Annotated in this window: 21 protein-coding genes; 8 read left to right on the top strand and 13 right to left on the bottom strand. The window is 67.8% G+C overall.

Features of this window, described 5'->3' with window-relative positions; genetic code table 11:
• Positions 1-12: 12 nt before the first annotated feature.
• From AC1RHV_RS03690 to AC1RHV_RS03680, 3 genes are all read right to left on the bottom strand, one after another.
• A complete protein-coding gene (locus AC1RHV_RS03690) occupies positions 13-1,239 on the bottom strand; it encodes an alpha-hydroxy acid oxidase (RefSeq protein WP_492299748.1) in 1,227 nt (408 codons plus the stop codon).
• Between the two features lie 103 nt (positions 1,240-1,342).
• On the bottom strand, positions 1,343-2,206 hold the full coding sequence (gene asd, locus AC1RHV_RS03685) for an archaetidylserine decarboxylase (RefSeq protein WP_054454205.1): 864 nt from the start codon (positions 2,204-2,206) through the stop codon (positions 1,343-1,345).
• Between the two features lie 233 nt (positions 2,207-2,439).
• The gene (locus AC1RHV_RS03680) at positions 2,440-4,794 is read right to left on the bottom strand and encodes a cytochrome P450/oxidoreductase (RefSeq protein WP_492299745.1); all 2,355 of its coding nucleotides are present in this window, start codon (positions 4,792-4,794) and stop codon (positions 2,440-2,442) included.
• A 112-nt stretch (positions 4,795-4,906) separates the two neighbouring features.
• Here AC1RHV_RS03680 and AC1RHV_RS03675 point away from each other — a divergent pair, with 112 nt between their 5' ends.
• On the top strand, positions 4,907-5,758 hold the full coding sequence (locus AC1RHV_RS03675) for an IclR family transcriptional regulator (protein ID WP_492299743.1): 852 nt from the start codon (positions 4,907-4,909) through the stop codon (positions 5,756-5,758).
• On the opposite strand, the gene AC1RHV_RS03670 is transcribed toward AC1RHV_RS03675, so the two are convergent.
• Positions 5,731-6,681, bottom strand: a complete 951-nt coding sequence (locus AC1RHV_RS03670) for a LysR substrate-binding domain-containing protein (RefSeq protein ID WP_192354335.1) — start codon at positions 6,679-6,681, stop codon at positions 5,731-5,733. The genes AC1RHV_RS03675 and AC1RHV_RS03670 overlap by 28 nt on opposite strands.
• Positions 6,682-6,824: 143 nt before the next feature.
• On the opposite strand from AC1RHV_RS03670, the gene AC1RHV_RS03665 reads away from it, so the two are divergent.
• Both AC1RHV_RS03665 and AC1RHV_RS03660 read left to right on the top strand, forming a co-directional pair.
• Complete coding sequence (locus tag AC1RHV_RS03665) at positions 6,825-7,787, top strand: Bug family tripartite tricarboxylate transporter substrate binding protein (protein ID WP_192354334.1); 963 nt, start codon at positions 6,825-6,827, stop codon at positions 7,785-7,787.
• Positions 7,784-9,376: a sulfatase family protein gene (locus AC1RHV_RS03660; protein WP_192491897.1), complete on the top strand. Its 1,593-nt coding sequence runs from the start codon at positions 7,784-7,786 to the stop codon at positions 9,374-9,376. Before AC1RHV_RS03665 ends, AC1RHV_RS03660 begins: the two co-directional genes overlap by 4 nt.
• 31 nt (positions 9,377-9,407) lie before the next feature.
• On the opposite strand, the gene AC1RHV_RS03655 is transcribed toward AC1RHV_RS03660, so the two are convergent.
• The 6 genes from AC1RHV_RS03655 to AC1RHV_RS03630 form a co-directional block, all read right to left on the bottom strand.
• Positions 9,408-11,039 carry an ATP-binding cassette domain-containing protein gene (locus tag AC1RHV_RS03655; protein WP_306651337.1) on the bottom strand — a complete coding sequence of 544 codons (1,632 nt, stop codon included), beginning with the start codon at positions 11,037-11,039 and terminating at the stop codon, positions 9,408-9,410.
• A gap of 162 nt (positions 11,040-11,201) precedes the next feature.
• On the bottom strand, positions 11,202-12,197 hold the full coding sequence (locus AC1RHV_RS03650) for a serine hydrolase (RefSeq protein WP_082400980.1): 996 nt from the start codon (positions 12,195-12,197) through the stop codon (positions 11,202-11,204).
• A 91-nt stretch (positions 12,198-12,288) separates the two neighbouring features.
• Positions 12,289-13,161 (bottom strand): HpcH/HpaI aldolase/citrate lyase family protein, encoded by an 873-nt coding sequence (locus tag AC1RHV_RS03645; RefSeq protein WP_310532616.1) that lies wholly within the window; start codon positions 13,159-13,161, stop codon positions 12,289-12,291.
• 9 nt (positions 13,162-13,170) lie between these two features.
• The gene (locus tag AC1RHV_RS03640) at positions 13,171-13,890 is read right to left on the bottom strand and encodes a response regulator transcription factor (RefSeq protein WP_054454219.1); all 720 of its coding nucleotides are present in this window, start codon (positions 13,888-13,890) and stop codon (positions 13,171-13,173) included.
• Between the two features lie 320 nt (positions 13,891-14,210).
• Positions 14,211-14,681, bottom strand: coding sequence for a hypothetical protein (locus AC1RHV_RS03635; protein ID WP_054454221.1), 471 nt, complete (start codon positions 14,679-14,681; stop codon positions 14,211-14,213).
• 69 nt (positions 14,682-14,750) lie between these two features.
• The gene (locus AC1RHV_RS03630; protein WP_492299738.1) at positions 14,751-15,350 is read right to left on the bottom strand and encodes a GNAT family N-acetyltransferase; all 600 of its coding nucleotides are present in this window, start codon (positions 15,348-15,350) and stop codon (positions 14,751-14,753) included.
• A gap of 108 nt (positions 15,351-15,458) precedes the next feature.
• On the opposite strand from AC1RHV_RS03630, the gene AC1RHV_RS03625 reads away from it, so the two are divergent.
• Entirely contained in the window at positions 15,459-16,691 is a 1,233-nt protein-coding gene (locus AC1RHV_RS03625; RefSeq protein WP_054454846.1) for an NAD(P)/FAD-dependent oxidoreductase, read from the top strand.
• Positions 16,692-16,727: 36 nt separating this feature from the next.
• Here the strand turns inward: AC1RHV_RS03625 and AC1RHV_RS03620 are convergent, their stop codons facing one another.
• A complete protein-coding gene (locus AC1RHV_RS03620) occupies positions 16,728-17,861 on the bottom strand; it encodes a 3-deoxy-7-phosphoheptulonate synthase (protein WP_492299736.1) in 1,134 nt (377 codons plus the stop codon).
• Between the two features lie 241 nt (positions 17,862-18,102).
• Here AC1RHV_RS03620 and AC1RHV_RS03615 point away from each other — a divergent pair, with 241 nt between their 5' ends.
• Both AC1RHV_RS03615 and AC1RHV_RS03610 read left to right on the top strand, forming a co-directional pair.
• Positions 18,103-19,329: an EAL domain-containing response regulator gene (locus tag AC1RHV_RS03615; protein ID WP_125472102.1), complete on the top strand. Its 1,227-nt coding sequence runs from the start codon at positions 18,103-18,105 to the stop codon at positions 19,327-19,329.
• 189 nt (positions 19,330-19,518) lie between these two features.
• The gene (locus AC1RHV_RS03610) at positions 19,519-20,829 is read left to right on the top strand and encodes a ferredoxin reductase family protein (protein ID WP_175160516.1); all 1,311 of its coding nucleotides are present in this window, start codon (positions 19,519-19,521) and stop codon (positions 20,827-20,829) included.
• A gap of 5 nt (positions 20,830-20,834) precedes the next feature.
• Here the strand turns inward: AC1RHV_RS03610 and AC1RHV_RS03605 are convergent, their stop codons facing one another.
• Entirely contained in the window at positions 20,835-22,490 is a 1,656-nt protein-coding gene (locus AC1RHV_RS03605; RefSeq protein WP_254596494.1) for a mucoidy inhibitor MuiA family protein, read from the bottom strand.
• A gap of 145 nt (positions 22,491-22,635) precedes the next feature.
• Positions 22,636-23,526 (bottom strand): LysR family transcriptional regulator, encoded by an 891-nt coding sequence (locus AC1RHV_RS03600; RefSeq protein WP_492299733.1) that lies wholly within the window; start codon positions 23,524-23,526, stop codon positions 22,636-22,638.
• A gap of 104 nt (positions 23,527-23,630) precedes the next feature.
• Here AC1RHV_RS03600 and AC1RHV_RS03595 point away from each other — a divergent pair, with 104 nt between their 5' ends.
• Both AC1RHV_RS03595 and AC1RHV_RS03590 read left to right on the top strand, forming a co-directional pair.
• Positions 23,631-24,938 carry an MFS transporter gene (locus tag AC1RHV_RS03595; protein ID WP_192354330.1) on the top strand — a complete coding sequence of 436 codons (1,308 nt, stop codon included), beginning with the start codon at positions 23,631-23,633 and terminating at the stop codon, positions 24,936-24,938.
• Positions 24,939-25,020: 82 nt separating this feature from the next.
• Positions 25,021-25,731, top strand: a complete 711-nt coding sequence (locus AC1RHV_RS03590; protein WP_125472098.1) for a DUF2325 domain-containing protein — start codon at positions 25,021-25,023, stop codon at positions 25,729-25,731.
• The last annotated feature ends 13 nt before the right edge of the window (positions 25,732-25,744 follow it).

The following is a 25,744-nucleotide window of genomic DNA, read 5'->3' as shown; positions in this document are numbered from 1 at the left end:
GGAACCGCCATTCTATGCCGGGTGCGGATACTCCCGCACGAGCAAATCCGGTCCCATCTCCTGTACATGGTTGATGCCCAGCATCGCCATGTTGCGGTCGACCTCGGCGCGCAGCAGGCCGATGGCGTGCGATACGCCGGCCTCGCCGCCGACTGCGGCCGCATAGTTGAAGGGCCGGCCGACGAAGACGAAGCTCGCGCCCAGCGCCAGGGCTTTGAGCACGTCGCTGCCGCGGCGCACGCCGCTGTCCATCATCACGGTCATATTGCCGGCGGCCTCGGCGACGGCGGGCAGGGCGCGCAGCGGCGAGACCGCGCCGTCCAATTGCCGGCCCCCATGGTTGGACACGATGATGCCGTCGGCGCCATGCTGGCGCGCCAGCGCCGCGTCCTGCGGATGCAGGATGCCCTTGATGATCAGCGTGCCTGGCCATTGGCGGCGGATGCGCGCCACATGTTCCCAGCTGAGGTGATCGCGCGCGCTGAAGTCGCGCAGCACCGACGACGACACGATCGGCGCGCCGCGCGTGGCAAAGGAGTTCTCGAAATGCGGCATGCCATGGGCCAGCAGCGTGCGCATGAACGTGCCGGCCAGCCAGCGCGGCCGCGTCAAGCCATCCCAGGCCAGGCGCAGGCTGGGCTTGAGCGGGGTGGAGAAGCCGGTGCGCACGTTGTTCTCGCGGTTGGCCGACACGGGAATGTCCACCGTCAGCACCAGGGTTTCGTAGCCGGCGCGGCGGGCGCGTTCGACCAGTGCGTCGATGCGCTGCGGATCGCCAGGCAGATAGGCCTGGAACCAGGTGCCGGGCGCTGCGCGGATGACGTCTTCCAGCGGAATCAGCGAGGTGCCGCTGAGGATGGCGGGTATGCCTTGCTCACGCGCGGCACGCGCCAGCACGATGTCGCCGCGGTAGGCCGACAGCGCGCTGATGCCCATCGGGGCAATGCCGAAGGGCGAGGCATAGCGGCGGCCGAAGAGTTCGGTTTGCTGCGTGCGGCGCGACACGTCCACCAGCACGCGCGGCGAAAACGCGTACTGCGTAAAGGCGTTGCGGTTGCCGCGCAGGGACTGGTTGTCTTCGGCCGCGCCCGCGACATAGCCGAAGATCGGCCGCGGCAGGCGGCGTTTCGCCGCCGCCTCGAAGTCGTCCAGCGACAGCATGCGCGCCAGCGCGCGCGGCAAGGGGCGGTCGGCCGAGGCGGCGCGGGGACTGGCGGAGGACGAGAGCAGGGATGTCATGGCGGGCCGGTAAAAGCCCGTAATCTAGCAACGCCGATTCATCGCATAAAGCGAATAAAACCAGACATCCAATTTCGAATAAATCGAATATTTGCGGAGAAAACTACGCAGGCAGCGCCATCAGTTCGCCCATGCGCACCGGACCCAGCACGGCAGGCGTGTCGGCCCAGCGGATCTGGTTGGGACCGAACAGCACGATGGCGGTGGAGCCCAGCTTGAAGCGGCCCATTTCCGCGCCCTTGGCCAGGTGGATCGGGGCGCGCGCCGCGTCGTCGTAGCGGGTGGCTTTCACGCGGCGCTTGTGCGGCGTGACCAGGCCGGCCCACACCGTCTCGATGGACGCGACGATCATGGCGCCCACCAGCACCAGGGCCATCGGTCCGTGCTCGGTGTCGAAGATGCAGACCACGCGTTCGTTGCGCGCGAACAGGCGCGGCACGTTGCGGGCGGTCAGCGGGTTGACCGAGAACAGGCGGCCGGGTACGTGGATCATTTCGCGCAGGGTACCGGCGACCGGCATGTGCACGCGGTGGTAATCCTTGGGCGACAGATAGACGGTGGCGAATTCGCCGCCCTGGAACGGGGCCGCGCGTTCGGCGTCGCCGCCCAGCAGGTCGGCCAGGCCGTAGCTATGGCCCTTGGCCTGGAAGATGCGGCCATGTTCGATAGCGCCCATCTGGCTGATGGCGCCGTCGGCCGGACACACCACCGAGCCCGGCTCGTCGTCCAGGGGCCGCGCGTCTTCTTTCAATGCCCGCGTGAAGAAGTCGTTGAAGCAGTCATAGGCCAGCGGGTCTTCCTGCAGCGCCTCGCGCATGTCCACGCCATAGCGGCGGACGAAGCGCGAAATCATCCAGTTCTTGACCGCGGGTTCCCGGCAGTCGGATGCGTACCCGAAGAGCCGCGACACCAGGTGGTGAGGGGCAAGATACTGGCTGGCGAGGAATAGTTGGTCTTTGATCGGCATCTAGGAGCGCTGAGAAATTACCCCGCGGCCGGCCGCGGCACGGGCCGGCCCGCAAGGGGCCCGCCTTCAGGCCCGGGACTGGCCGCGTCAAAAAACGTCGTCCCGCGTTGCAGCGGGACGATGTGGTGATGAGCAGAGGGGTGAATTCTACCGCTTTCAGGCGCACTTCAGGCATATGAATGCGCGCATGCGCCGCCGGGCGCAAGGGCGCGACATTGCAGGCACGCCAGCCGCTACAGCTCCAGCACGATGCGCTTGCCCTGGGCGCGGGAGCAGCAAGCCATCATGCGGGTGCCGGCCTCGCGTTCGGCGCGGGTCAGCACCACGTCGCGGTGATCGACCGCGCCGCCCAGCACGCGCACCTCGCAGGAGCCGCAGAGACCTTCCTCGCAATCGCTCTGCACGTCGATGTTGGCGCTGCGCAGCGCGCTCAGCAGCGTCTGGTCGGCAGGCACTTGCACGACGATGCCGGAGTCCTTCAGCTCGGCCTCGAAGGCGTGTTCCTTGGACGGGTCCAGGGTGGCGAGCGTGGAATGGAAGTGCTCCACGCGCAGGCTGTCCTCGGGCCAGGCGGCGCAGGCGGCTTGCAGGGCATCCAGCATGCGCTCGGGGCCGCAGGCGTAGATCTGGACGCCGGCCTCGGGACGGGACAGCAGGGCGGCGAAGTCGTTGCGGCTGCCTTCCTCGCTGATATGCAGATGCAGGCGCGCGCCATGCAGCTGCAGCAGTTCGTCCAGCATGGCCATGCAGGCGCGCGAGCGTCCGCTGTAGTGCAGTTCGTAATCCAGGCCCAGCTCGCGCGCGCGGCGCGCCATGGCGCTGATGGGCGTGATGCCGATGCCGCCGGCGATGAGGATCAGACGTTTGGCGCTTTCGTCCATGCGGAAATGGTTGCGCGGGCCGCGTGCGCGCACGATGCTGCCCGTGCGCAGGTGCTGGTGGATCCAGGCGGAACCGCCGCGGCCTGCCGTTTCCTTGAGCACGGCGATCTCCAATGCATTCGCGGCGGCCGGATCGCCGCAGAGCGAGTATTGGCGCGACAGGCCCGTGTCGCCGCATTCGACGTCGATGTGCGAGCCGGGCGTCCAGCGCGGCAGCGGCTTGCCGTCAGGCGATTCGAGCCTGATGCGCGCAATGCCGTCGGCCGCGGCCGTGACCTGCGTCACCACCAGCTTGCGGCTGATCGCGTGGGTCGAGGGCTCGCCGATGCGCACCGGCTGCACCTGATCCAGCAGGGCGGCGTCGCGGCGCTCGGGGTTGTCGGCCGGGTTCCATTCCACCCACAGATGCTCGGGGCCGCGGAACGAGGTGTTCGGCACGTAGGTGAACTGCTGTTCGGCCAGGCGCATATGCGGCAGGCGGCGGGTCAGCTCTTCCAGGAAGATCTGCATCTCCATGCGCGCCAGGTTCTTGCCCATGCACTGGTGCGCGCCATAGCCGAAGGTCAGCTGGTCGCTGGCGTTGTCGCGGCGGATGTCGAAGAAGTCGGCGTCGGCGAAATGGCGCTCGTCGTGGTTGGCCGACGAGGACACGATCAACAGCTTGGCGCCCGCGGGAATCGCCACGCCGGCGATCTCGGTGTCGCGCGTGGCGAGGCGGCGCCAGGCCGCGACCGAGCCGTTGTGGCGCAGGCATTCCTCGACCGCGTTGGGCAGCAGGCCGGGGTCCTCGCACAGTTCGCGCCAGGCGTCAGGATGCTGCAGCAGCAGCTTGATGGCGTTGGCCGAGGCGTTGGCGGTGGTCTCATGCGCCGCGACGATGCCGGCCATCATCATCGAATGCAGGTACGAGTCGGTGACGACCTCGGGATGGTCCTTCTGCTTGCGGATGCCGTACTGCATCCAGCCCGGGGCATCGGGATCCTGGCGCATCTTGTCCAGAATCTTGCCCGCCAGTTGCCAGAAATTACCTACCGCATGCGCCACCGCCACCTGTTCTTCCGGCTTGGGCCGGCCCCAGGTATTGACGGTGTGGGCGATGGAGTACTGGCGCAGCAGATCCATGTCCTCCTCGGGCACGCCCAGGAAGTGCAGGGCGACGGTCAAGGGCACTTCCCACAGCATCTGGTCGACCAGGTCGGCGCGGCCGTCGTTGATGAAACGGTCCACATACTCGCGCGTCAGGCGCCGCACCATGGGTTCGTGGTGCTTGAGTTCGTCCGGCGTGAACGGATCCATCAGCACGCGGCGGCGCGGCATGTGGGCCGGTTCGTCCTCGTTGACCAGGGTGCGGTTCATCGCGTAGCCGTAGCTGGCCAGCACTGCGTTGGCCTCGGGGCCGGTCGGCGTGATCTTTTCCAGCGCGATGGAGGGGCTGTAGGTGTGGTTGTCGCGGAACACGGCCTTGATGTCGTCGTAGCGCGTGACCACCCAATAGCCCAGCTTGGGGCTGTAGAACACGGGTTCCTGTTCGCGCGCCCAGCGCACGTACTCGGGCGGGTCCTGTTGGTAGCCGTCGCCGAACGGATCGAATTCCGCGGCGCGCGGGCTGACCGGACAGCCTTGGGCACGCGCCAGCGCGGCATGGTCGATGGGACAGCCGCCGGTACTGGCGGGCGCGGGGGTTGCAGGGGTGGTTGGGTGGCCCATGTCGTCGCTCCGGATTACAATTGCGTAAATCATATACGCATTGCGTAATTATTCAATTGGGGTAATCTCCGGGCTGCATCCGCAGCCGCCTGGCAGCCCCCAACCCGCGTCCATGACCCAGACTCCCGAACCTTCGTCCGTCCCCACCCAGACTACCGACGCGCCCCGGCCGCGCGAACGGCGCCAGCGCGTGCAGGCCGCTGAAACCGGCATGGCGGTGCTGAAGGGGTTGGGCCGGCTGGGCGGCCGTGCCAGCCTCACGCTGCTGGCCGCGCAGGTGGACGAAAGCCCCGCCAAAGTGCACCGCTACCTGGTCAGCCTGATGGAAGAGGGCCTGGTGGCGCAGGATGCCGCCACTCAACAGTACTACCTGGGACTGGAAGCGATGCTGCTGGGCCTGGCCGCGCTGCGCCAGGCCGATCCCATCCGCCTGGCCGAGCCCAGCCTGGTGCGCCTGCGCGAAGGCCTGGAAGTGACCTGCTTCATCGCGGTCATGGGCAACAAGGGGCCGACCATCGTGCGCTTTGAAGAACCGGGCCTGCCGGTGACGGTCAACGTGCGCATGGGCTCGGTGCTGTCCATGCTGTGGTCCGCCACCGGGCGGGTGTTCCTGGCCTTGCAGGACGATGCGCGGGTGCGGGCACTGGCCGAGGCCGAACTGGCTCGTGCGCCCGCCGACATGCGGGCGTTGCTGGACGCCTCCGACCCCATCGGCCGCCTGCGCCGCCAGGTGCTGGCCGAGGGCTGCGCCACGGTGCGCGACACCAATCTAAAGGGCATCAGCGCGGTGTCGGCGCCGCTCCTGGACCACAACGGCCGCCCCTGCGCCGCGCTGACTGCGCTGGGCGCGACGGGCGGATTCGACGCCTCGGCAGACGGCCCGATCGCGCAGGCGGTACGGCGCGAGGCCGAAGCCGCCAGCGTGCTGCTGGGATATCAGGCGCCTGGGGTCGGCGCGGTCTGAATCGCGCCTGCCGGCAAGCCGCGCAGCCACGCAACCGCCGCCTGCACCACGGGCATGCCGGCCGTGTTGCGGTTGACCACGGCGCCGATGGCGCCGAAGTTGGCGTCCAGCCGTAGCGGCAGTACGGTCACGCTGCCTTGCCGCTCGCAGTAGCGCGCAATCGCCTGGGGCAAGGCAGCCAGGCGATCGTCCTGGGCCAGCAGGGCCAGGGTGGCCAGCAGCGAATTGGACTGGATACTGGAAACTGGTGCGTGCGCGCCGGCATGCACGAAAGCCTCGTCCAGACGCTCGCGCATCATGGTGGCTTCCAGCGGCAGCACCCAGGGCCAGCGCGCCAGTTCGGCGGCCGCGAGCGCCTCGCTTGCCGCCAGCGGATGGCCGGGGCGCGCCACCACCAGGATAGGTTCTTCGTGCAGGCGGATCACCTCGCAGTCCGCGGGCAGCAGGCGGCTGCCCAGGCGGCCCAGCACGATGTCCAGCTCGTCGCGCGCCAGCTTGTCCATGAGTTCGCCGAGCGCGCCTTCCACCAGTTTCACTTCCAGCCGCGGCGCCAGGCCCAGCAGATGGGCGATCAGTTGCGGCGCCAGATGGGGCGCGGCCGAGGGCAGGGTGCCCAGGCGCAGCAGGCTGGCGCCGCGTTCTTCGGCGGCCCGCAATTCGGCCGCCACGCGCTGGGCTGCGCCCAGGCTGTGCCGGGCGTGGCGGATCATAACCATTCCGGCATTTGTCGGCAGGGTGCCCCGGGTCCCGCGCTCGAATAGCGCGTAGCCCACCTGTTCCTCCAGCTGCGCCAGCGCCTTGGAGGCGGCGGGCTGGGACATATGCAGGCCTTCGGCCGCGCGCCCCAGGTGACGTTCGTCGTCCAGTGCGACCAGCAGTTCGGCATGACGTCGCTTGAGGTGGGTGCCGGCGCGGTCAGGCATGGGCGATACATATTCAAATGGTTATGAATCGTTCAGTTTATTTCATTTCACGCCGACACCGGGCGCTAGGCATACTTGCCGCTCTACGAAAGACAGGCGTTGCCCAGGCTGGGCCGGGCAGGACGCCGGGATGGAGACGATTCATGAAGAAGTTCTGGATGGGCCTGGCCGCGAGCTGGGCCTGTGGCATTGCGGGTGCGGCGGCGGCTGCGGATACCTACCCGGCGCGGCCGGTGCAGATCGTGGTGCCGTTCTCGCCCGGCGGCGCGGTGGACGTGCTGGCGCGCCAACTGGCGCAGCGCCTGGAGCCGCGCGGCTACACGCTGGTAGTGGAGAACAAGCCGGGCGCGGGCGGCAACATCGCCGCGTCCATGGTGGCGCGCGCCGCGCCCGACGGCTATACGCTGCTGATGGGCACCACCAACACGCACGGCATCAACAGCGCGCTGTATTCCAGCCTGCCGTACGACCCGGTGCGCGATTTCGCGCCGGTCGGCCTGGTGGCGGACAACGTGGTGGTGCTGCTGGCCAATGCCGAGTTTCCAGCGTCGACGCTGGCGGATGCCGTCAAACTGATCAAGGCCAATCCCGGCAAGTACACCTATGGCTCGCCCGGCCTGGGCACGGTGCACCAGCTGGCAATGGAGCAGTTGAAGCACGCCGCCGGCCTGGACGTGGTGCACGCGCCATATAAGGGCGCCGCGCCTGCGATGGCCGATCTGGTCGCGGGCCACGTGCCGCTGATGATAGGCGGCATCGCGCCGGCCATTCCGTTCCTCGCATCCGGCAAGGTCAAGGTGCTGGGCGTGGCCAATACTGAAAAGTATGCAGCGCTGCCCGATGTGCCGCTGTTCTCGGACGTGGCCGCCGGAGTCGCCGTGCGGTCGTGGATCGGCCTGTTCGCGCCCGCCGGCACGCCGCCCGCAGTGGTGAAGAAACTGAACGCGGACCTGGAGGCGGTACTGACCGACAGCGCATTCGCGCAGGCCTTGCAGCCGCTGGGCATGGTGCCGATCTACATGACGCCCGATGCCTTCGGCGACATGGTCAAGCGCGACATGCCGGCCTGGCGTTCCGCCGTGGAGATGTCGGGAGCGAAGCAATGACGTCCGCTGCGAAGCCCGTCAACTTCCTGCTGTTCATTACCGACCAGCACCGCGCCGACCATTTGGGGTCCTACGGCAACCGCGTGGTCCACACGCCCAACCTGGACCGTCTGGCCGAGTCGGGGTGGCGCGCCGACAACATGCACGTGGCCACGCCCATCTGCATGCCGAACCGCGCCAGTTTGATGACCGGCCGCTATCCGTCCGCGCATGGCGCGCGCCACAACGGCATCGCGCTGTCGCTCCGCAGCCGCACCTTCGTCGAGGCCATGCGCGAAGCCGGCTACGGCACGTCGCTGGTCGGCAAGGTGCACCTGCAGAACATGACGGACATACCTCCATCGTGGCCGGTGCGCGCCGAAGACAGATTGCCGCGCGAGGCGGTCGAGCCTGACGCCGGCCGGTACGACCAGGAGCAGCGCAAGCTGTGGCTCGAACGCCCCGACCACGATCTGAGCTATCCGTATTACGGCTTCGAGCAGGTAGACCTGGTCGACGACCATAGCGACGACGTGCACGGCCATTACCGGCATTGGCTGCGGCGCGAGCATCCCGAGGTCGAGGCGCTGATCGGCCCGGCTCATGCCATCCCCGCGCCGGAATACGAGCTGACGCGCATCCGCCAGGCCTGGCGCACGCGCGTGCCGGAAGAACTCTATCCCACTGCCTACATCGCCGACCGCGGCATCGAGGCGCTGCGCGGCTATGCGGCTTCCGGGCAGCCATTCTTCCTGCAATGCTCGTTTCCGGATCCGCACCATCCTTTCACGCCGCCGGGGCGGTTCTGGGACCTGCACAAGCCAGAGGACATGGAGCTGCCCGCGTCGTTCCACGGCCAGGGTACGCCGCCGCCGCACGTGGCCTGGCTGCGCGCGCAGCGCGACGCGGGCACTGCGGTCAAGCACACGCCCGCGATCTTTTCCTGCAACGAGCGCGAGGCGCGCGAAGCGCTGGCGCTGAACTATGGGTCGATCGCCAACATCGACAACCAGATCGGCCGCGTGCTGGCCGAACTCGACGCGCTGGGGCTGGCCGACAATACGGTGGTGATCTTCACCAGCGACCATGGGGATTACCTGGGCGACCATCAGTTGATGCTGAAGGGGCCCATCCATTACCGCGGCCTGACCCGCGTGCCGTTCATCTGGCGCGACCCCGCCGCGGCGCGAACGGCGGGCGCGGCCAGCGACGCCTTGCTCAGCACCATCGACGTCGCGCCCACGGTGCTGGCGCGCGCTGGCGTGCAGCCCTATAACGGCATCCAGGGGCGCGACATGGCAGGCCTCATCGGAGGAAGCGAGGCTGCCGTGCGCGACGCGCTGATGATCGAGGAAGAAGGGCAGCGCGTGATACTGGGCTTCAACAGCCGCATCCGCTGCCGCACGCTGCTGGCCGACGGATTTCGCGTCACGGTCTACGACGGCGCGCGCTGGGGCGAGCTCTATGACCTGAATCAGGACCCGCACGAGCTGCGCAACCTGTGGGAAGACCCCGCGCATGCCGCCGACCGCGCGCGGCTGCTGGAACGGCTGGCCTACGGCATGCTGGAACACATCGACACCAGCCCCTATCCCAGCGCGCTGGCGTGAGGTGGCGCGGGCAGGCCGCCCGCGCCCGGCTTCAAGCGGCCTTGGCGGCCAGCTTGGTCTTGTAGAGCCAGTCCTTGTAGTCGTCCAGGTCGCCGTCAAACGGGCTGACTTCGCCGTCGGCCACGATGATGAATTCATCGGTGGTGGCGCGCAGCAGATGGCGGTCGTGCGACACCAGCATCAGCGTGCCTTCGAACTGCGCCAGCGCGGTGGTCAGCGCTTCGCGGGTTTCCAGGTCCAGGTGGTTGGTGGGCTCGTCCAGCAGCAGCAGATTGGGACGCTGCCACACGATCAGGGCCAGCGCCAGCCGCGCCTTTTCGCCGCCGGAGAACGGCGCGATGGAGCTGGTGGCCATGTTGCCGTTGAAGTTGAAGCTGCCCAGGAAGTTGCGCAGCTCCTGCTCGCGCACGGTCGGCGCGATCTTCGTCATGTGCCATAGCGGCGATTCGTCATGGCGCAGCATCTCCACCTGGTGCTGGGCGAAGTAGCCGATGGACAGCCCCTTGTTGAACTGCGCTTCGCCGGCCAGCGTTGCAAGTTCGCCCGCGATGGTCTTGATGAAGGTGGACTTGCCCGCGCCGTTGATGCCCAACAGGCCGATGCGCTGTCCCGCCTGCAGCGAAAAATTGATGCCCGACACAATGATCTTGTCGGACTCGATTTCCGTTTCCTCGTCCGCGACGCGATACCCGGCGCTGACCGCGTCCATGGTCAGGAGCGGGTTGGGCGCGCGCAAGGGCTCGCGGAATTCGAACGAGAACTCGGCGGCCGCGCGCAGCGGCGCCACTTCCTCCATGCGGGCCAGCGCCTTGATACGGCTCTGCGCCTGGCGCGCCTTGCTGGCCTGGGCCTTGAAGCGGTCGATGAAGGATTGCAGGTGCGAGCGTTGGCGCATCTGCTTTTCCAGCATGCCTTGCGCCAGCTCCAGCTGCGCGGCGCGCTGGCGCTCGAAGGACGAATAGTTGCCCGAATAGCGCTTGAGCTTGCGCTCGTCGATATGGACGATGACGTTGACCACGCCGTCCAGGAAGTCGCGGTCATGCGAGATGACGATGAGCGTGCCCGGATAGCGCTTGAGCCAGTCTTCCAGCCAGATGATGGCGTCCAGATCCAGGTGGTTGGTGGGCTCGTCCAGCAGCAGCAGGTCGGACGGGCACATCAGCGCCTGCGCCAGGTTCAGGCGCATGCGCCAGCCGCCGGAAAAGCTCGTCAACGGCAGGTGCATCTGCGCCTGCGTGAAGCCCAGGCCAGTCAGCAGCTGTTCGGCGCGCGAATGCACGGTGTACGCGTCGGCGTCGGCCAGCGCGGCGTAGATGTCGGCCATGCGCAGGCCGTTCTCCGTGCTTTCCGGTTCGGCTTCCAGCTGCGCCAGTTCCGCCTCCAGCTTGCGCAGCGTCACGTCGCCGTCGATGGCGTATTCGATGGCCGGGCGGTCGAGCGCGGGCGTTTCCTGCGCCACATAGGCCATGCGCCAGCTGGCCGGATAGTCCAGGTCGCCCTGGTCCGCGTGCAGCGTGCCGCGCAAGAGACCGAACAGGCTGGACTTGCCGGCGCCGTTGGCGCCGATCAGGCCGATCTTGTCGCCGGGGTTGAGCAGCAGGTCGACCTTGTCGAGCAAGGGCTTGACGCCGCGCATGAGTGAAACTTGTTGGAAGCGGATCATGGATGGTGCAACAGGGGACGCGGCAGGATTCCCGCCGGCCAGGCGCAATGAAAAATAATCGGGGAAGTAGGGCGCTCAGGCGGCGCGGCGGGCGGACGGAACGGGCGTTCGTTCCGCGTCAAAGGCCGGTATTGTACCGGGCTTGGCGCGCGATGCCGTCAATCAGCGTGAGGCGTACCGGCTGTCGAGCACCCGGCGCAGGCGAACCGCGTCGCCGAAGCGCGAGCCGTTGATGCCCTGCGCGTTGAGCAGCACCATGGCCAGGTTGCGCTTGCCGACCTTGACCGCCATCACCAGGCAATCGCCGGCTTCGCGGGTGGTGCCGGTCTTGGACACGAGGATGTCCCATTGCGGGCGGCCCACCAGGATGTTGGTGTTGCGGAAGGTCTGGCCGGCGGCCTGGTAGCTGGTCTCGCCGGTGTATTGCCGCAAGAGCGGCTGCGCGGAAATCGCCTGCAGCAACTTGACCAGATCCTTGGCCGAAGACTGGTTTTCGTTGGACAGGCCGCTGGGTTCGGCGAAGCTGGAGTCGGTCATGCCCAGCGCGCGGGCTTCGGCGTTCATTGCCGCGACGAAGGCGGCGGTGCCGCCGGTATAGGTGCGGCCCAGGGCCTGCGCGGCGCTGTTCTCGGACGGGACCAGCGCCAGGCGCAGCAGATCGGCGCGGCTCAGCTTGGTGCCGGCGGTCAGGCGCGAAGGCAGCTCGCTGGTGGAGCGGGTGTCGCTGGCGTCGATGGTGATGAGTTCGTCCATGGGCAGGCCGGCCTTGACCAGCGTCAGCGCCGCCATGAGCTTGGTGATGGAGGCGATGGGCCGCACGGCGTCCTCGTTGCGCGCGAACAGGACTTCGGAGGTGTCCATGTCCTGCACCAGGATCGTGCTGGATTTGAGCTTGCCGATTTCCTTGGCCGGGTCGCGCGTGACCAGCGAGGCGTTGACGGCCGCGTCCGGGTCCAGCGGGTCGGGCTGCGCGCCCCAGCGCTGCACTGCTATGCGCTTGCCATAGCCATGCAGGCACATCGGCAGGGAAGGCTGGGAATTGCAGGGATGGAAATTGGCGGCCTGGGCCCGCGCCGGCGCCGGCAAGCCCGCCGCCGTGGCGGCCCACAACGCCGCCACGCAGAATGAGATCGACATTTGCCGCAAGATCAACGTCACGACCGCTCCCCGATACGCCGATCACGCGCCTGGCCCGGCGTTACCGACAATATGCATTTGAAAGCCGATATTACTGCTGTCGCCGCTGTTGTCACCAGGCTTGTGCGATGGCCTCGGCCAGCGCCAGCACGCGTTCCGCTTCGCGCGCATGCAGGTTTTCCACCAGCGCGCCGTCGACCACGGCCACGCCCAGGCCGGCGGCCTGCGCGGCGCGCCAGGCGTCCAGGCGCTTGCGCGCGGCGGCAAGTTCTTCCGCCGAGGGCGCGAAGGCGGCGTTGGCTGCCGCTATCTGCCTGGGATGGATGAGCGTCTTGCCATCGAAGCCCTGGTCGCGTCCCTGTTTGCAGGCGGCCTCCAGGCCCGTGTCGTCGTGCAGGTCCAGATGCACGCCGTCCAGCGCCGCCAGGCCGTGGGCCCGCGCCGCCATCACCGCCATCGAGCGCGCCAGCAAGGTTTCTTCGCGTGACGGCGTGTGGCGCGCGTGCAGATCCTTTACCAGGTCCGAGGTGCCCACGACGATGGCCGCCAGCCGCGCGTGGCCGGAAGCGATGGCGTCCAGACGCAGAAATCCCAAAGGCGTTTCGGCCATGGCCCACAAGGGCAGGCTGGCTGGCGCGCCCGCCGCGTCCAGCGCCCGCGCGAGCGCGTCGAGCTCGGCGGGGGACTGCACCTTGGGCAGCAGCACGGCGTCCGCGCCCGCCTGGGCGATGGCCCTGACGTCGTCCAGGCCCCAGGCCGTGTCCAGCGCATTGATGCGTACCACGCATTCGCGGCGCCCATAGCCGCCGGCGCGCAAGGCCGCGGCGACTTGCTCGCGGGCTTGTGCCTTGGCGTCCGGCGCGACGGCATCCTCCAGGTCGAGGATCAGGACGTCGGCGTCCAGGCTGCGCGCCTTGTCCAGTGCGCGCGGGTTGGTGCCAGGCATATAGAGTACGGAACGGCGAGGGCGGATAGGTAGCGTCATGAGGCGGTTTCAGTTCTTGGTATTGCCGACGATCTGCACAGGCGTGGTGCACACATAGCCCACGCCGTACACCGTGCGTATGCCCATGTCGCCGCCGGCCTGCGCGCGCAGCTTGCGGCGCAGGCGGTGCATGTGGGCGTCCAGCCTGTGCGTGTCGTAGGCCTCCACGCTGGCGCCCAGCGCCTCGATCAGGCGTGCGCGCGACAGGGGTAGCGGCGCGGCCTGGATCAGCGCGCCGATCAGCCGGCTTTCGGTATCGGTGATGTCCACGCAGACCTGCTTGGGCGATACCAGCATGCGCCGCGACGGATCGAAACGCCAGGCATCCGATTCCGCGGCGTCGGCTTCGCCCGCCGGCACCACCCGCAGTCGGCGCGACAGCGACACCAGCGTGGCGCCAAGCTCGGCCAGATTGACGGGCTTGGTCAGGTAGTGGTCCGCGCCCAGGCTCAGGCCCGAGACCTTGTCTTCGCTCAAGAGGCGGCCGGTGAGCATGATGATGCCCATCGACGGGAAGGAGGTCCGCAGGTGCGAGACGCGTGTCAGCGCATCGCCGTCGGGCAGCATGGCGTCCAGCACCAGGATGCCGGGCGTCACGGTGAGCAGCAGTTGGTCCAGCTCCGCGAGGGAACCGGCGGTGAGGATGCTGCGGCCCAGGCCCAGATCCTCGATGTATTCAGCGATGGTGTCGCGCCAGTCTCCGTGGTCGTCGACGATGATGATGGTCACGGCGAATCCGGCGTCAGCGGTTGCGCGCAGGGACCTTCGAATGCAAACACGCTATCCGCTCCTTGTATGTGGGTCTTCTTGTATAGGGGGAGTCCGCGAGCGCGATATTTTTCGTATCGCGCGCTTGCGGAGAATATCATCATCGCCCCTGCGGCGCCGCGTCAAGAATCAAGGATGGCAGCCGCGCGCCGCCCATTCTTTTAGTGGTCAAAAAATGAGCAGCCCGTTGCGCATCGGTCGAACGGCCATCAGCCGTGGGTTCGAGGCTTTTTTATCCACAGAAATTGTGGATAAGGCCGGCCCTGTGGATACTGTGCTTTTTATGTAGGCAGGTGTTCGACGGCAACGCCCGGCGGTACCTTGCGCATGCGGTCGCGCTCGATGCGGGGCGGGGCGAAGCGGGTCTTGCGGGCAGCGGCGTTCTGCAGCAGCACGGACAGCACCGCGCCCTTGTCCTGTATCCACTGGTTTTTGCCACGCAGCAATTTCATCGCGTTCTCGGCCGTGCCGAGGCGATAGGTCATCGAGTTGATCTGGACCGAGGTCTTGCCATTGAAAAGGGACGCGTCCTGTTCGGTGATTGCCGCGGCGTCCAGATTGCTGCTGTCGTGATCGATGCGATAGACGAACTTCAGGCTGCTGTGCGGATCCTGCACCACCACGAGTTTGTCGGACCCCGATATGTCGGAGAGCATGCCGAGCACCAGCGACTCGACCAGCTGGTTGCCGCGCTGTTCCTCGGTGTAGATGTATATCGTGTGGCGCGCGGGCGCGGCGTAGGTCTGTTGCATAACTGGCTTCAATAGTGCGGGGCAGGCCTCGCGGCCCGGACAAGCTGCGAAATGAGCGGGAGGCGCGCGCTAACTGGCGCGGCGCATGCGCATCAGCAAGCGCGCTTTGACGGCCGGCCAGTCCTCGTCGAGGATCGCGAAGTAGACCATGTCGCGCGCGCGCCCCGATTGCGCGATCAGGTGCTTGCGGAACACGCCTTCCTCCACGCCGCCGATCCGCAGGATGGCCTGGCGCGATTGCATATTGCTCAGTTCAGTCTTGAATACAACACGCATGATACCAATTGTTTCAAAGGCGTGCTGCAACAACAAGAACTTGGCCTCGGTATTGGCGCCGGAACGCTGGCTTGCTGGCGTGAGCCATGTGCCGCCGATCTCCAGGCGTTTGTGCGCCAGCGCGATGTCCATGTAGCGGGTCGCGCCGATGATCTGATCGTTGTCCTGCCGCACGATGACGAATGGCAGGCAGTTGCCGTCGCGTTGGCCAGCCAGCGCACGGTCGACATAGCGCTGCATATCGTCCAGCGTCTGCACGGGCTCGGGTTGCAGACGCCACAGTTCGGGGTGCAGGCCCACCTGCGCAAGCGGCGCGGCATGGCTGGCGGTCAGCGGTTCCAGGCGTACGACCTCGCCGGCGAGCGTGACGGGTTGCAGGCGGGGGCTGGTCATGACGTATTCCTCGATTGGAGCGTGGGCGCGGAGGGCAGGGCGTGCAGCCGGGGATTCTACGCGCGCGCGCCCTTGCCGAACACCGCACGCAAGCGCAGAATGCGCCGCATGAAAACAGACGCCTTGGTCCTGGGTGCGGGCATCGTCGGGGTGAGCACCGCCCTGCATCTGGCGGCGCGCGGCCGTTCAGTGGTGCTGCTGGACCGGCGCGGCCCTGGCGAGGAAACCAGCTATGGCAACGCGGGCCTGATCGAACGGGCCAGCGTGATTCCCTATGCCTTCCCGCGCGACTGGCGCAGCCTGTGGCGCTATGCCAGGAACAACACGCCTGACGTGAGCTATCACCCGCGCTTTTTGCCGCGCATCGCGCCATGGCTGCTGCGCTACTGGTGGCATTCGGCGCCGTCGCGGCTGGCGCGCGCGGCCGAGGCCATGCTGCCGTTGATCGAGCGCTGCGTCGCCGAACATGACGCGCTCAAGGACGAGGCCGGCATCTCCCACCTGTTCCGGCGCAGCGGCTGGATCGATGGCATGCGCAGCGAGGCCGGCCTGGCCCGGGCCGTGGCCGAGGCCCAAGCGCTCGCGCCTTACGGGCTGAACCACCGCGTGCTGGACCGCAAGGCGCTGGCGGCGCTGGAACCTTCGCTGTCGCGCATGGCCGGCGCGGTGCACTGGCTGGATCCGGTCAATGTTTCGGACCCGGGCGCGGTGACGCGCGGCTACGCGGCCTTGTTCGAGCGGCGCGGCGGCGTGCTGGCGCGCGGCGACGCGCGCAGCCTCAAGCCGTCAGGCAAGGGGTGGCAGGTACAGGGAGAACAAGGGCCGATCGAGGCCCGCGACGTGGTGGTGGCGCTGGGCCCGTGGTCGCCGGACGTCCTGCGCCCGCTGGGCTATCGCATCCCCATGGCGGTCAAGCGCGGCTATCACCAGCATTACGCGTTGGAAGAGGGGGCGACCTTGTCGCACCCGGTGGCAGATATCGAAAGCGGTTTCGTCGTGACGCCCATGACCCTGGGCGTGCGCCTGACCACGGGCGCGGAATTCGCGGCGCGCGATGCGCCGCCTTCACCGATCCAGATCGAGCGCACGCGGACGCTGGCGCGGCAACTGCTGCCGCTGGGCGAGGCCGTGGAGCGCGAACCGTGGATGGGTTGCCGGCCTTGCATGCCGGACATGCGGCCGGTCATCGGACCGGCGCCGCGCCATCCCGGCTTGTGGCTGGCGTTCGGCCATGCGCATCATGGCTTCACGCTGGGTCCGGTGACGGGCAAGCTGCTGGCCTGCATGATCACCGGCCAGGCGCCGGACATGGATCCGGCGCCTTACCGCGTCGGCCGCTGAGGCCGTACGCGGCAAGAGACCCGAGAGCCGCGGTTCTCAGGCCGGTTTTGCGGCCTTTTCGCGGCGCTGGCGCACGGCCAGGGCCAGCGTTTCCAGCACCGGCGCGGTCTGCGACCAGCCCAGGCAGGCGTCCGTGATGGACACGCCGCGGCGCAGCGGCAGGCCGGGCTTCAGGTCCTGGCGGCCTTCTTCGAGATGGCTTTCGATCATCACGCCGGTGATGCGGCCGTCGCCCTTGGCGATCTGGGCGGCGATATCGTTGGCCACGTCGACCTGGCGCAGATGCGACTTGTTGGAGTTGGCGTGCGAGCAGTCGATCATGACCTGTTCGCGCTGGCCGGCGGCGCGCAGGGCGGCGCAGCAGGCGTCGACGCTGGCCGCGTCGTAGTTCGGGCCTTGCTTGCCGCCGCGCAGGATGACGTGGGTGTCCTGGTTGCCGCGGGTCTCGAAGATGGCGGCCATGCCCATCTTGGTCATGCCCATGAAAGCGTGCTTGGCGCTGGCCGCGACCATGGCGTCGGCGGCGATCTGCACGCCGCCGTCGGTGCCGTTCTTGAAGCCCAGCGGACAGCTCAGGCCGGAACTCAGCTGGCGGTGGCTGGGGCTTTCGGTGGTGCGCGCGCCAATGGCGCCCCAGGCGATCAGGTCGGCAATGTATTGCGGGCTGAGCAGGTCCAGGAATTCGGTGGCGATCGGCAGGCCCAGGCCGCTGATGTCCAGCAGCAGTTCGCGCGCGCGGCGCAGGCCTTCATTGATGCGGAAGCTGCCGTCCAGGCGCGGGTCGTTGATATAGCCCTTCCAGCCCACGGTGGTGCGCGGCTTCTCGAAGTACACGCGCATGACGATGAGCAAGTCTTTCTGGTGCTGTTCGGCGGCGGTGCGCAGCAGGCGCGCGTATTCCATGGCCTGGCCATGGTCGTGGATGGAACAGGGGCCCACCACCAGCACCAGGCGGTCGTCGCGGCCGTGCAGCACGTCGGCGATCTGGACGCGGCTTTGCTCGACCAGCGTCTGGATCTCGGCCGACACCGGCAGTTCATCCTGCAGCAGGGCGGGCGAGATCAAGGGGCGCACCGCGCTGATGCGGGTGTCGTCGGTGCGCGTGTTGTCCTGGGTGGAGTCGGCCGCGCCGACCTCGCGGTCGTGCAGGGGGTCGTCAATGCGGGTCAAGGGTAGCTCCGTGCCGTAGATGCGGAAAGAAAGACATCTATTATGGCACCGGCCGCGCCGTGGGGCGACGGAAGGCTGCCTCCGTCTGGCTGATGCCGCGAATACTACGACTATCGGCGATGGGGCTGCATTAACCCGTTAGCGATAACGACAGGGCGCGCGCAGATGCCTTAGCATGGTGTACACAGTTTTCCAGCGGCCGCCTGCGGGGGCCCGCCCTATATGAGTAGGACGGTAGACCATGCCTAAAACGGAACCCGGCGGGACCCGACGGATACTTCTCGTCGAAGACCATCCGGTTGAACGCGCCTATCTGCAGAACGTGTTGCTGGCGCTGGGTTTCCGCCGGGTCGCCGGCCTGGGCAGCAGCATAGAAGCGGTCAGCGCGCTGGCGCGCCAGTTCTACGACGTGGTCATCAGCGATATCGTCACGGGCGAGGGCGACGGCACGCGGCTGCCGAACGAACTGCGGCGCCTGGTGGACGCCGGGCGGCTCAAGAGCATGCCGCCCATCATCTGGATCAGCAGCCTCAGCGATGAACTGTTGCAGTCGCATGTGCGGCTGGCCTTGCAGGCCGGCTGTCCGTCCGCGCAGGCGCTGTCCAAGCCGGTGTCCCGCACGGCCATGCAGCAGGCCATCAAGACGGCGCTGCGCAGCATCGATGAGGACGATGCCGCCTCGCCCCGGCCGCGCTCGCTTCGGCGCGACGTCATCGAGGCGGCGCTGGGCCATGCGCTGATCACGGGGCAGGGCATGAGCGTGGTGCTGCAGCCGCAGATGAGCTTGTCGACAGGGCGCGTGCTGGCCGCCGAGGCGCTGTCGCGCTGGGACCACCCCGAACTGGGCGCGATTCCGGCGGCGGACTTCGTGCCTGCGGCGCATCGGCTGGGACTGGACCGGACCTTGTTCTGCCGGGTGACCGACACGGTGCTGGAGCTGCAGCAGCGCATGCATGCCGAGGACATCGCCGTGCCCATCGCGATCAACGCCTCGGCCTCCACATTGTGTTCGCGCGACCTGCCGGGCCTGCTGGAGCAGCGCGTGGCGCAGGCCGGCCTGCCGGCCCGGCTGATCAAGGTCGAGCTGACCGAGGACGAGCCGGTGACCGATTGGCTGGCCTTGTCTTCGGCGCTGAACCTGCTGCGCGTGCGCGGCTTTGAATTGGCGATGGATGACTTCGGCGCGGGCATCGCGTCCATGCGCCTGTTCTCGGCCATGCCCTTCACCGAACTGAAGATAGACCGCGACTTCATCGTCCATATGCATCGCGAGCCCGCGTCGCGCGCGGTGGTCGCCGCCGCCATCGAGATGGGCCGCGTGCTGGGCCGGCGCGTGGTCGCCGAAGGGGTGGAGCACGAGCGCGACGTGGAGCTGCTGCGCGAACTGGGCTGCGACGTGGCGCAAGGCTACGGCATTTCCGTGCCGCTGGAACCCGACGCCTTCTTCGAATTCTGCCGCAGCCATTGAGTCATCCGCGCGGCGCAATGGGGTATCCTGGCGCAGGCCGGGCTCCTGCGGGCCCTCCCGATTGTCGGCGGACTTGACCCCGATCAAGACTGCGCCCGCGCATGGAAAATTGCCCCCACGGGCGGATTTACCATGGCTTCATGCGGGCTGCGCACGGTGGCGCGGTCCCCAAGATGGAGCGATGAACCGATGCGACGCATACTGGCCGCTGTTCTGCTGATTTCCCTGCTGGCCTGGGCCGGCGCCTATTGGGCGCAACCGCCGGCCGAACTCAACGTCTGGACCGCGCGCGATCAGCTCATCCTGCTGACGGGCCTGGGCGCCTACGCGGTCATGGCCCTGATCATGCTGCTGGCGGTGCGCCCCATGTGGCTGGAAACGCGGATGGGCGGGCTGGACAAGATGTACCGGCTGCACAAATGGAGCGGCATCCTGGCTGCCGCGCTGGCGGCGGCGCATTACCTGATCAAGCTGGGCAAGCCGCTGCTGCTGGCGTTGTTCGACCCCGTGCCCAAGACGCCGCGCGCGGCCGCTTTGCTGGACGTGTTCCGCGGATCCGCCAAGGACATCGGCGAATGGGCCGTGTGGATCCTGGCCGCGATGGTGTTGCTCACCTTGTGGCGGCGCTTTCCGTATCACATCTGGCGCCAGGTCCACCGCATCGCCGCGGTGATCTTCCTGGTGGTCGCCTTCCATGGCGTGGTCCTGACGCCGGCCGCCTGGTGGTGGCAGCCCGCCGGCTGGCTGGTGGCGCTGTGCACGGCGGTGGGGACGGTTTGCGCCGTCATGGCGCTGACCGGCAATATCGGACGCGGGCGCCGCTACAGGGGGCAGGTGCTGGCCATCGACCATCTTTCGGACGACATCCTGGCGCTGACCTGTAGGGTGGAGGGCAACTGGCACCATCGCGCCGGGCAGTTCGCCTTCCTGACCGCGGACCGGCGCGAGGGCGCGCATCCCTTTACGGTGTCCGGCGCGGACGACGGCACCGGCCGGGTGCAGTTCTCGATCAAGGCGCTGGGCGATTACACGCGGCGTCTGCAGCGCAGCCTGCAAGTGGGGCAGGACGTCATCATCGAAGGCCCTTACGGCTGCTTCGACTTCCAGCGCGACGATGGGCGGCCGCAGATCTGGGTGGCCGCGGGCATCGGCGTCACGCCGTTCATTTCATGGATGGAATCCTTGCAGACGGACCCGGATACCGCACCGGTCGCGACCCTGTACTACTGCGCCCGCAACGCCGACGACGCGCCGTTCGCGGATCACCTGAAAGCGCTATGCGCGCGCGTGCCGAACGTGACCCTGCATGTGCGCTACAGCGATACCCAGCGGCCGCTGACGGCCGCCGAGCTGGCCGCGGACCACAAGCCGGGCGCGGCATGGCCCAGCGTGTGGTTCTGCGGCCCGGCGGGATTCGCCGATGCCTTGAAGGACGGGCTGCACCGGCGCGGCATGCCGGTGAGCGAGCTGTTTCACCAAGAGGCGTTCCAGATGCGCTGAGCGCGTCAGATGCCGGACACCTCGATGTCGCCCGGATAGTCGACCGAGAACTTCAGCACCGTCTCGCGCGACTTGCCGGGCTCCATTTCCCAGTCCCATACCAGCTTGCCGTCTTCCTCGCGCTTGATCTCGCGGTCTGCCGGCGACAACAGCTTGACCACGATCTTCTCGTTGCGCGAGATGGGCAGGCGGTCCTTGAACGACACTTGCTCCTTGGTGGCCTTGTTGTTCTTGACCGTGATCTTGTACTCGTAGGTCACGCGCTTGCCGCTGCCCGAAAAGCCGGTGCTTTCGGTATAGCGGTTGACCAGCTGGCGCTTGATCGAGATGCCTTCGTCGGCGCCCAGCGCCAATTCGAGCTTCTCGCCGGGCATCACCGCCTTCATGGAGCTGGCCGCGACGAAGGCGTCGTCCAGGAAGGTGTTCAGCGAACCGGCCAGGAAGGGGAACTCCGTGTTGTTGCTGGCGTGCGCGGTCAGGAACATGGCTTCGCGCAGCGCCGGCGTGGACTGGTATTGCAGCGTGGCGGGCAGCTTGGCCGTGGCGATGGCCACGCGCTGCGAGGAATTGTCGGACGGCAGGGTGGCCGGACTCTTGATCTGGAACGATGCGCTGGTCGCTTCGGCCTGCACCTGGGCGGTCGCCTGCTCCAGCGGCTCGGGAATCATCTCGGCGACCGGCGCGCCGGCGTCCTCGAAGGACTGGACGCGCTGGCGCGACATCTTGGCTTCGGCCTCTTGCCTGGCTGCCGCGACCGGCGCGGGGCTGGGGCGCGGGCGGGGCGGAGGCGGCGGGGCGGCCACGTCGACGATCCACGGCTGCAGCGCGGGCGCGCCGCCGCCCAGCGAGGGCCTTGCGGTGGACAGCGTGAGCTTGACGTTATTCCAGTCTTCACCGGTGTCCTGGCGGATGACGCCGAAATAGCCCAGGTCCACGCTGCGATCGGCCGGGCGCAGGCGCGCATCGTATGCGGGCGTCCAGCGGGCGCCGGCCACGGCGTAGGAAACGTTCAGGTCCAGCTTGCCCGCACGGGCCAGGTTGACGCGCAGGGTGACGGTCTTGGTGCGGCGGTTGAGCGAGCTTTGCAGCTGATCCAGCTGGTTCTGCAAGGCGGTCAGCTCGCGCTCCAGCACCTCTTTCTGTTCGGCCACCCGGCGCAGTCCGGCCAGCGACTTGGCCAGGGAGTCCGCGCTCAGCGATTGGATCGCCTTCAGTTCGTCCAGCGTCAGGCGCGCGCCGTCCTTCGACGGTTCGGTGGCGCCCCGCTGCATCATCAGCACCAGCTCGCGCTGGTTGTCCAGCACCGCGGCCTCGTCGTCCAGCAGCGCCTGCTGGCCTTGCAGCTTGCGTACCTGTTCCTCCAGCAGCTTGACGCGTTCGTTGACGGTGTCTGCCTGATAGGCGTCGCGCACCTTCACGTCCAGCAATGTCGCCTGGCCGGTGCTCTTGGCCGAGACTTGCAGCGAATTTTCCTGCAGGCTGGCCGGCAGCTTCTCCAGCACCAGCTCGTGTTCGCCGGCGGCCAGCTCGCTGCTGGCGGCGCGCGTCACGACGGCGCGGTCCTGGTAGACGGTCACGGAACCGATGGAGGAAGGCAGTCCGGCGGCTGCGGCCAGGCCGGGGATCGTCGCGATGGCCAAGGCCAGAAGGGTACGTCGCACTATTTCACCTTTGTACAGGTTGGAATCGCGCGACGCCGTGTCCTTGGACAGGGACGGACCGCCGCGCGCGCCAAATTTACATTGCGGCCCGGACGCTGATCTTACAGAAAATGACAAACGCGACAGGGCGATACCGTGGCGCGGCCTAGGGGTGGGCCAGCGCGCGCAGCATGTCCACGGCGTTGCCCGCCGCGGTCGAGCGGTCGTGGCGGCGGTAGGCCATGTCCAGCAGGGCGTGCGGCGCGTCGCCCTTGATGGGCCGGTACTCGATGCCTTGCGCGCCCATGTGCCGCATCGCCGCAGGCACGACCGAAATGCCCACGCCGGCAGCCACCAGACTCACGATGGAGGCCATCTGCGGCGCTTCCTGGATGACCCGCGGCACGAAGCCGGCGCGCTGGCACGCCGACATGATGGCGTCGGACAGGCCCGCGCCGATGGGGCGCGGATACAGCACGAAGTCCTCGTCCGCCAACGCGGCGATGGGCACGCTGCGCTTGCGGCTCAGCGCATGGTCTGGCGGCAGGGCCACCAGCATGGGTTCGTCCAGCACGCGCTCGGACTCGAACTCCGGGTCCAGCACATAGGGAGGCCGCACGAAGGCCACGTCGACGTCGCCGGCGCGCAGGCCGCGCAGCAGCGTGACCGTATTGCTCTCGGTGAGCGTGACGCGCACGTCGGGATACCGGTCCCGGTACGCCCGGATGGCGCGGGGCAGGTAGGGGTGGAACACCGCGGACGCCGTGAATCCCACGGTGATTGCTCCGCGTTCCCCGCGGCCCAGCCGGCGGGCCGTGTCGATGGCGCGGTCGGCGCTGGCGAGGATGGCGCGGGCGTCTTCCAGGAACTGGGAGCCGGCCTCGGTCAGCGCGATGCCTCGCGGCAGGCGCAGGAACAGCGGGGTGCCGATTTCGCGTTCCAGCTGCTGGATCTGCTGGCTCAACGGCGGCTGGCCTATGCCCAGCCTGGCGGCGGCGCGCGTGAAGTGCAGCTCTTCGGCGACGGCGGTGAAATACCGCAGGTGGCGCAATTCCATCGTTATTAAATATGGTCGGGACGACTTTCATATATTGGACATATGCAGGGGAAAAGTCTACCTTGGTGGCGTGGGCTGCATGCCCGCTGTTCTCGAGAATCCCGATGTCTGCCCCATTAGCCAGTCCCTCATCCCCAACCGCCGCGTCCGCGCCGGCGGAGCCTGTCTCTGCTTCCACCGATCATCTCGCCCGCGGCACGCCCGGTTTGCGGCGCGCCCAGTGGGCCTTGTTCGCGGCCGGTTTCTCCACTTTTTCCCTGCTGTATTGCGTGCAGCCGCTGATGCCGCTGTTCACCCATGCGTTCGGCGTGTCGCCCGCGCAGAGCAGCCTAGTGCTGTCCCTGTGCACCGCTTTCCTGGCCGTCGCCATCTTCTTCGTGGGCTTGTTTTCACAAGCCGTGCCGCGCAAACGCGCCATGGCGCTGTCGCTGTTCGCGTCCGCCGTGCTCGGCACCATCGCCGCCGCCGCGCCCGACTGGCACAGCCTGCTGGCGCTGCGCGCGCTGCAAGGGCTGGCCATGGGCGGCGTGCCGGCGCTGGCCATGGCCTACCTGGCCGAAGAGGTCGAGCCAGGAACCCTGGGTTTCGCCATGGGCCTGTACATCGGCGGCAGCGCGTTCGGCGGCTTGTCCGGCCGCGTCATCACCGGCCTGGTGTCGGATCATTTCGGCTGGCGCGCCGCGCTGGGCACGCTGGGCCTCCTGGGTATCGTGGCGGCGGTGCTGTTCGTCTGGCTGTTGCCTGCGTCGCGCAGGTTCGCGCCCCAGCGGGGCCGGGGCTGGGCTGGCGTGTGGGGCGATGTGCGCGCAGGCGCAGCCTCGCACCTGAAAAATGGCCCCCTGTGCGGGCTGTTCGCGCTGGGCGGCCTGCTGATGGGCGCGTTCGTCACGGTCTACAACTACGTGGGCTTTCGCCTGCTGCTGCCGCCGTTTTCGCTGAGCCAGACCTTCATTGGCTTCATCTTCGTGGTCTATCTGGTCGGCATCTTCGCCTCGACCTGGTTCGGCCGCCTGGCCGACCGCCATGGACGCGGCGCGATGCTGTCGGCCGCCACCAGCTTGGCGCTGGCGGGGTTGCTGCTGACGCTGTCCAACTGGCTGCCTCTGCTGATCGCCGGGATCGTGGTGTTCACCTTCGGCTTTTTCGCGGCCCACGCCGTCGCCAGCGGCTGGGTCGGACAGATGGCGCGCGGCTACAAGGCGCTGGCGGCGTCGCTCTATCTGCTGGTGTACTACGTGGGATCGAGCGTGCTCGGATCGCTGGGCGGACACTTCTGGACCACGGGCCAGTGGCCCGGCGTGGCCGCGATGGCCGGCGGGCTGCTCGCGTTGGCGCTGGCGATCAGCGCCGGCCTGTACAAGCGCACGGGCCGCGTGCCGGCATCCGCCGCGGTGGGGCGGGGCATATCCTAGGATGGCCTAAAAGCTAGTAATTCTCATTTATAATTTGCGGCACGCTCGGTGAGCGCCATCCCATCCAGTTCCGAGGGCCGCGATGAATCCTACCTCTCCCGACAGCCAGAACCTGCAACGCGAACATGCCGCGCTGCTCGCCGCCTACGGGCAGGCGCAAGCGCATTGCAGCCGGCTCCTGGCAGCCCAGGCCGCGCGCATCCTGTATCTGGAGAGCGAGGCCATGCGCCTGCGCGCAGCCGTCATCGTGCGCGACACCGCGCTGGCTTGGGCGCGTGAAGACCGCAAGACGCTGGAGACTTCCATTCCAGGCCTGCCCAAGCGCGTGGCGCTGGCGCGCAGCGTCGCCCAGCTGATGGAGCGCGTGCAGACGCTCATGCGTGAACGCCTGGCCTGGCAAGGGCGGACCGGCGCTGCCGCACGTGAACTCGAAACGCTCGCGGAACCTCCTGCCTGGCGTCCCGCGCCGTCAGCCGTGGTGCTGCGCGAGAAGGCGGTGCTGTGCGTGGGCGAGGACGCGGTGGCCCTGGCGCTGACGCGCAAGGCGGTCGAACTGGCCGGCGGGCGCTATCTCGGCCATGATGGCGGCGCGGATGCCGATGGCGACACGCTGGAAGCCAGCCTGGTGGCCGCGGACCTGGTGATCTGCCAGACCGGTTGCGTCAGCCACGGCGCCTACTGGCGCGTGAAGGACCATTGCACCCGCACCGGTAAACAATGCGTGCTGGTCGACAAGCCCGAAGCCTTGCAGGCGCTGCGGCTGGAGCGTGCACCGCTGAAGACGGACGCTTGATTCGTCCGCCTCC

It is taken from the genome of Achromobacter sp. GW823-FHT04E03, assembly GCF_058796095.1.
The sequence above is the reverse complement of the archived record's forward strand: the minus strand, read 5'-3'. Positions and strand labels throughout refer to the sequence as shown.

Bases quoted from the DNA above. Each gene is read 5' to 3' on its own strand.
- AC1RHV_RS03690 (WP_492299748.1), bottom strand. From the start codon at position 1,239: ATGACATCCCTGCTCTCGTCCTCCGCCAGTCCCCGCGCCGCCTCGGCC.
- asd (WP_054454205.1), bottom strand. From the start codon at position 2,206: ATGCCGATCAAAGACCAACTATTCCTCGCCAGCCAGTATCTTGCCCCT.
- AC1RHV_RS03680 (WP_492299745.1), bottom strand. From the start codon at position 4,794: ATGGGCCACCCAACCACCCCTGCAACCCCCGCGCCCGCCAGTACCGGC.
- AC1RHV_RS03675 (WP_492299743.1), top strand. From the start codon at position 4,907: ATGACCCAGACTCCCGAACCTTCGTCCGTCCCCACCCAGACTACCGAC.
- AC1RHV_RS03670 (WP_192354335.1), bottom strand. From the start codon at position 6,681: ATGCCTGACCGCGCCGGCACCCACCTCAAGCGACGTCATGCCGAACTG.
- AC1RHV_RS03665 (WP_192354334.1), top strand. From the start codon at position 6,825: ATGAAGAAGTTCTGGATGGGCCTGGCCGCGAGCTGGGCCTGTGGCATT.
- AC1RHV_RS03660 (WP_192491897.1), top strand. From the start codon at position 7,784: ATGACGTCCGCTGCGAAGCCCGTCAACTTCCTGCTGTTCATTACCGAC.
- AC1RHV_RS03655 (WP_306651337.1), bottom strand. From the start codon at position 11,039: ATGATCCGCTTCCAACAAGTTTCACTCATGCGCGGCGTCAAGCCCTTG.
- AC1RHV_RS03645 (WP_310532616.1), bottom strand. From the start codon at position 13,161: ATGACGCTACCTATCCGCCCTCGCCGTTCCGTACTCTATATGCCTGGC.
- AC1RHV_RS03635 (WP_054454221.1), bottom strand. From the start codon at position 14,681: ATGCAACAGACCTACGCCGCGCCCGCGCGCCACACGATATACATCTAC.
- AC1RHV_RS03630 (WP_492299738.1), bottom strand. From the start codon at position 15,350: ATGACCAGCCCCCGCCTGCAACCCGTCACGCTCGCCGGCGAGGTCGTA.
- AC1RHV_RS03625 (WP_054454846.1), top strand. From the start codon at position 15,459: ATGAAAACAGACGCCTTGGTCCTGGGTGCGGGCATCGTCGGGGTGAGC.
- AC1RHV_RS03615 (WP_125472102.1), top strand. From the start codon at position 18,103: ATGCCTAAAACGGAACCCGGCGGGACCCGACGGATACTTCTCGTCGAA.
- AC1RHV_RS03610 (WP_175160516.1), top strand. From the start codon at position 19,519: ATGCGACGCATACTGGCCGCTGTTCTGCTGATTTCCCTGCTGGCCTGG.
- AC1RHV_RS03600 (WP_492299733.1), bottom strand. From the start codon at position 23,526: ATGGAATTGCGCCACCTGCGGTATTTCACCGCCGTCGCCGAAGAGCTG.
- AC1RHV_RS03595 (WP_192354330.1), top strand. From the start codon at position 23,631: ATGTCTGCCCCATTAGCCAGTCCCTCATCCCCAACCGCCGCGTCCGCG.
- AC1RHV_RS03590 (WP_125472098.1), top strand. From the start codon at position 25,021: ATGAATCCTACCTCTCCCGACAGCCAGAACCTGCAACGCGAACATGCC.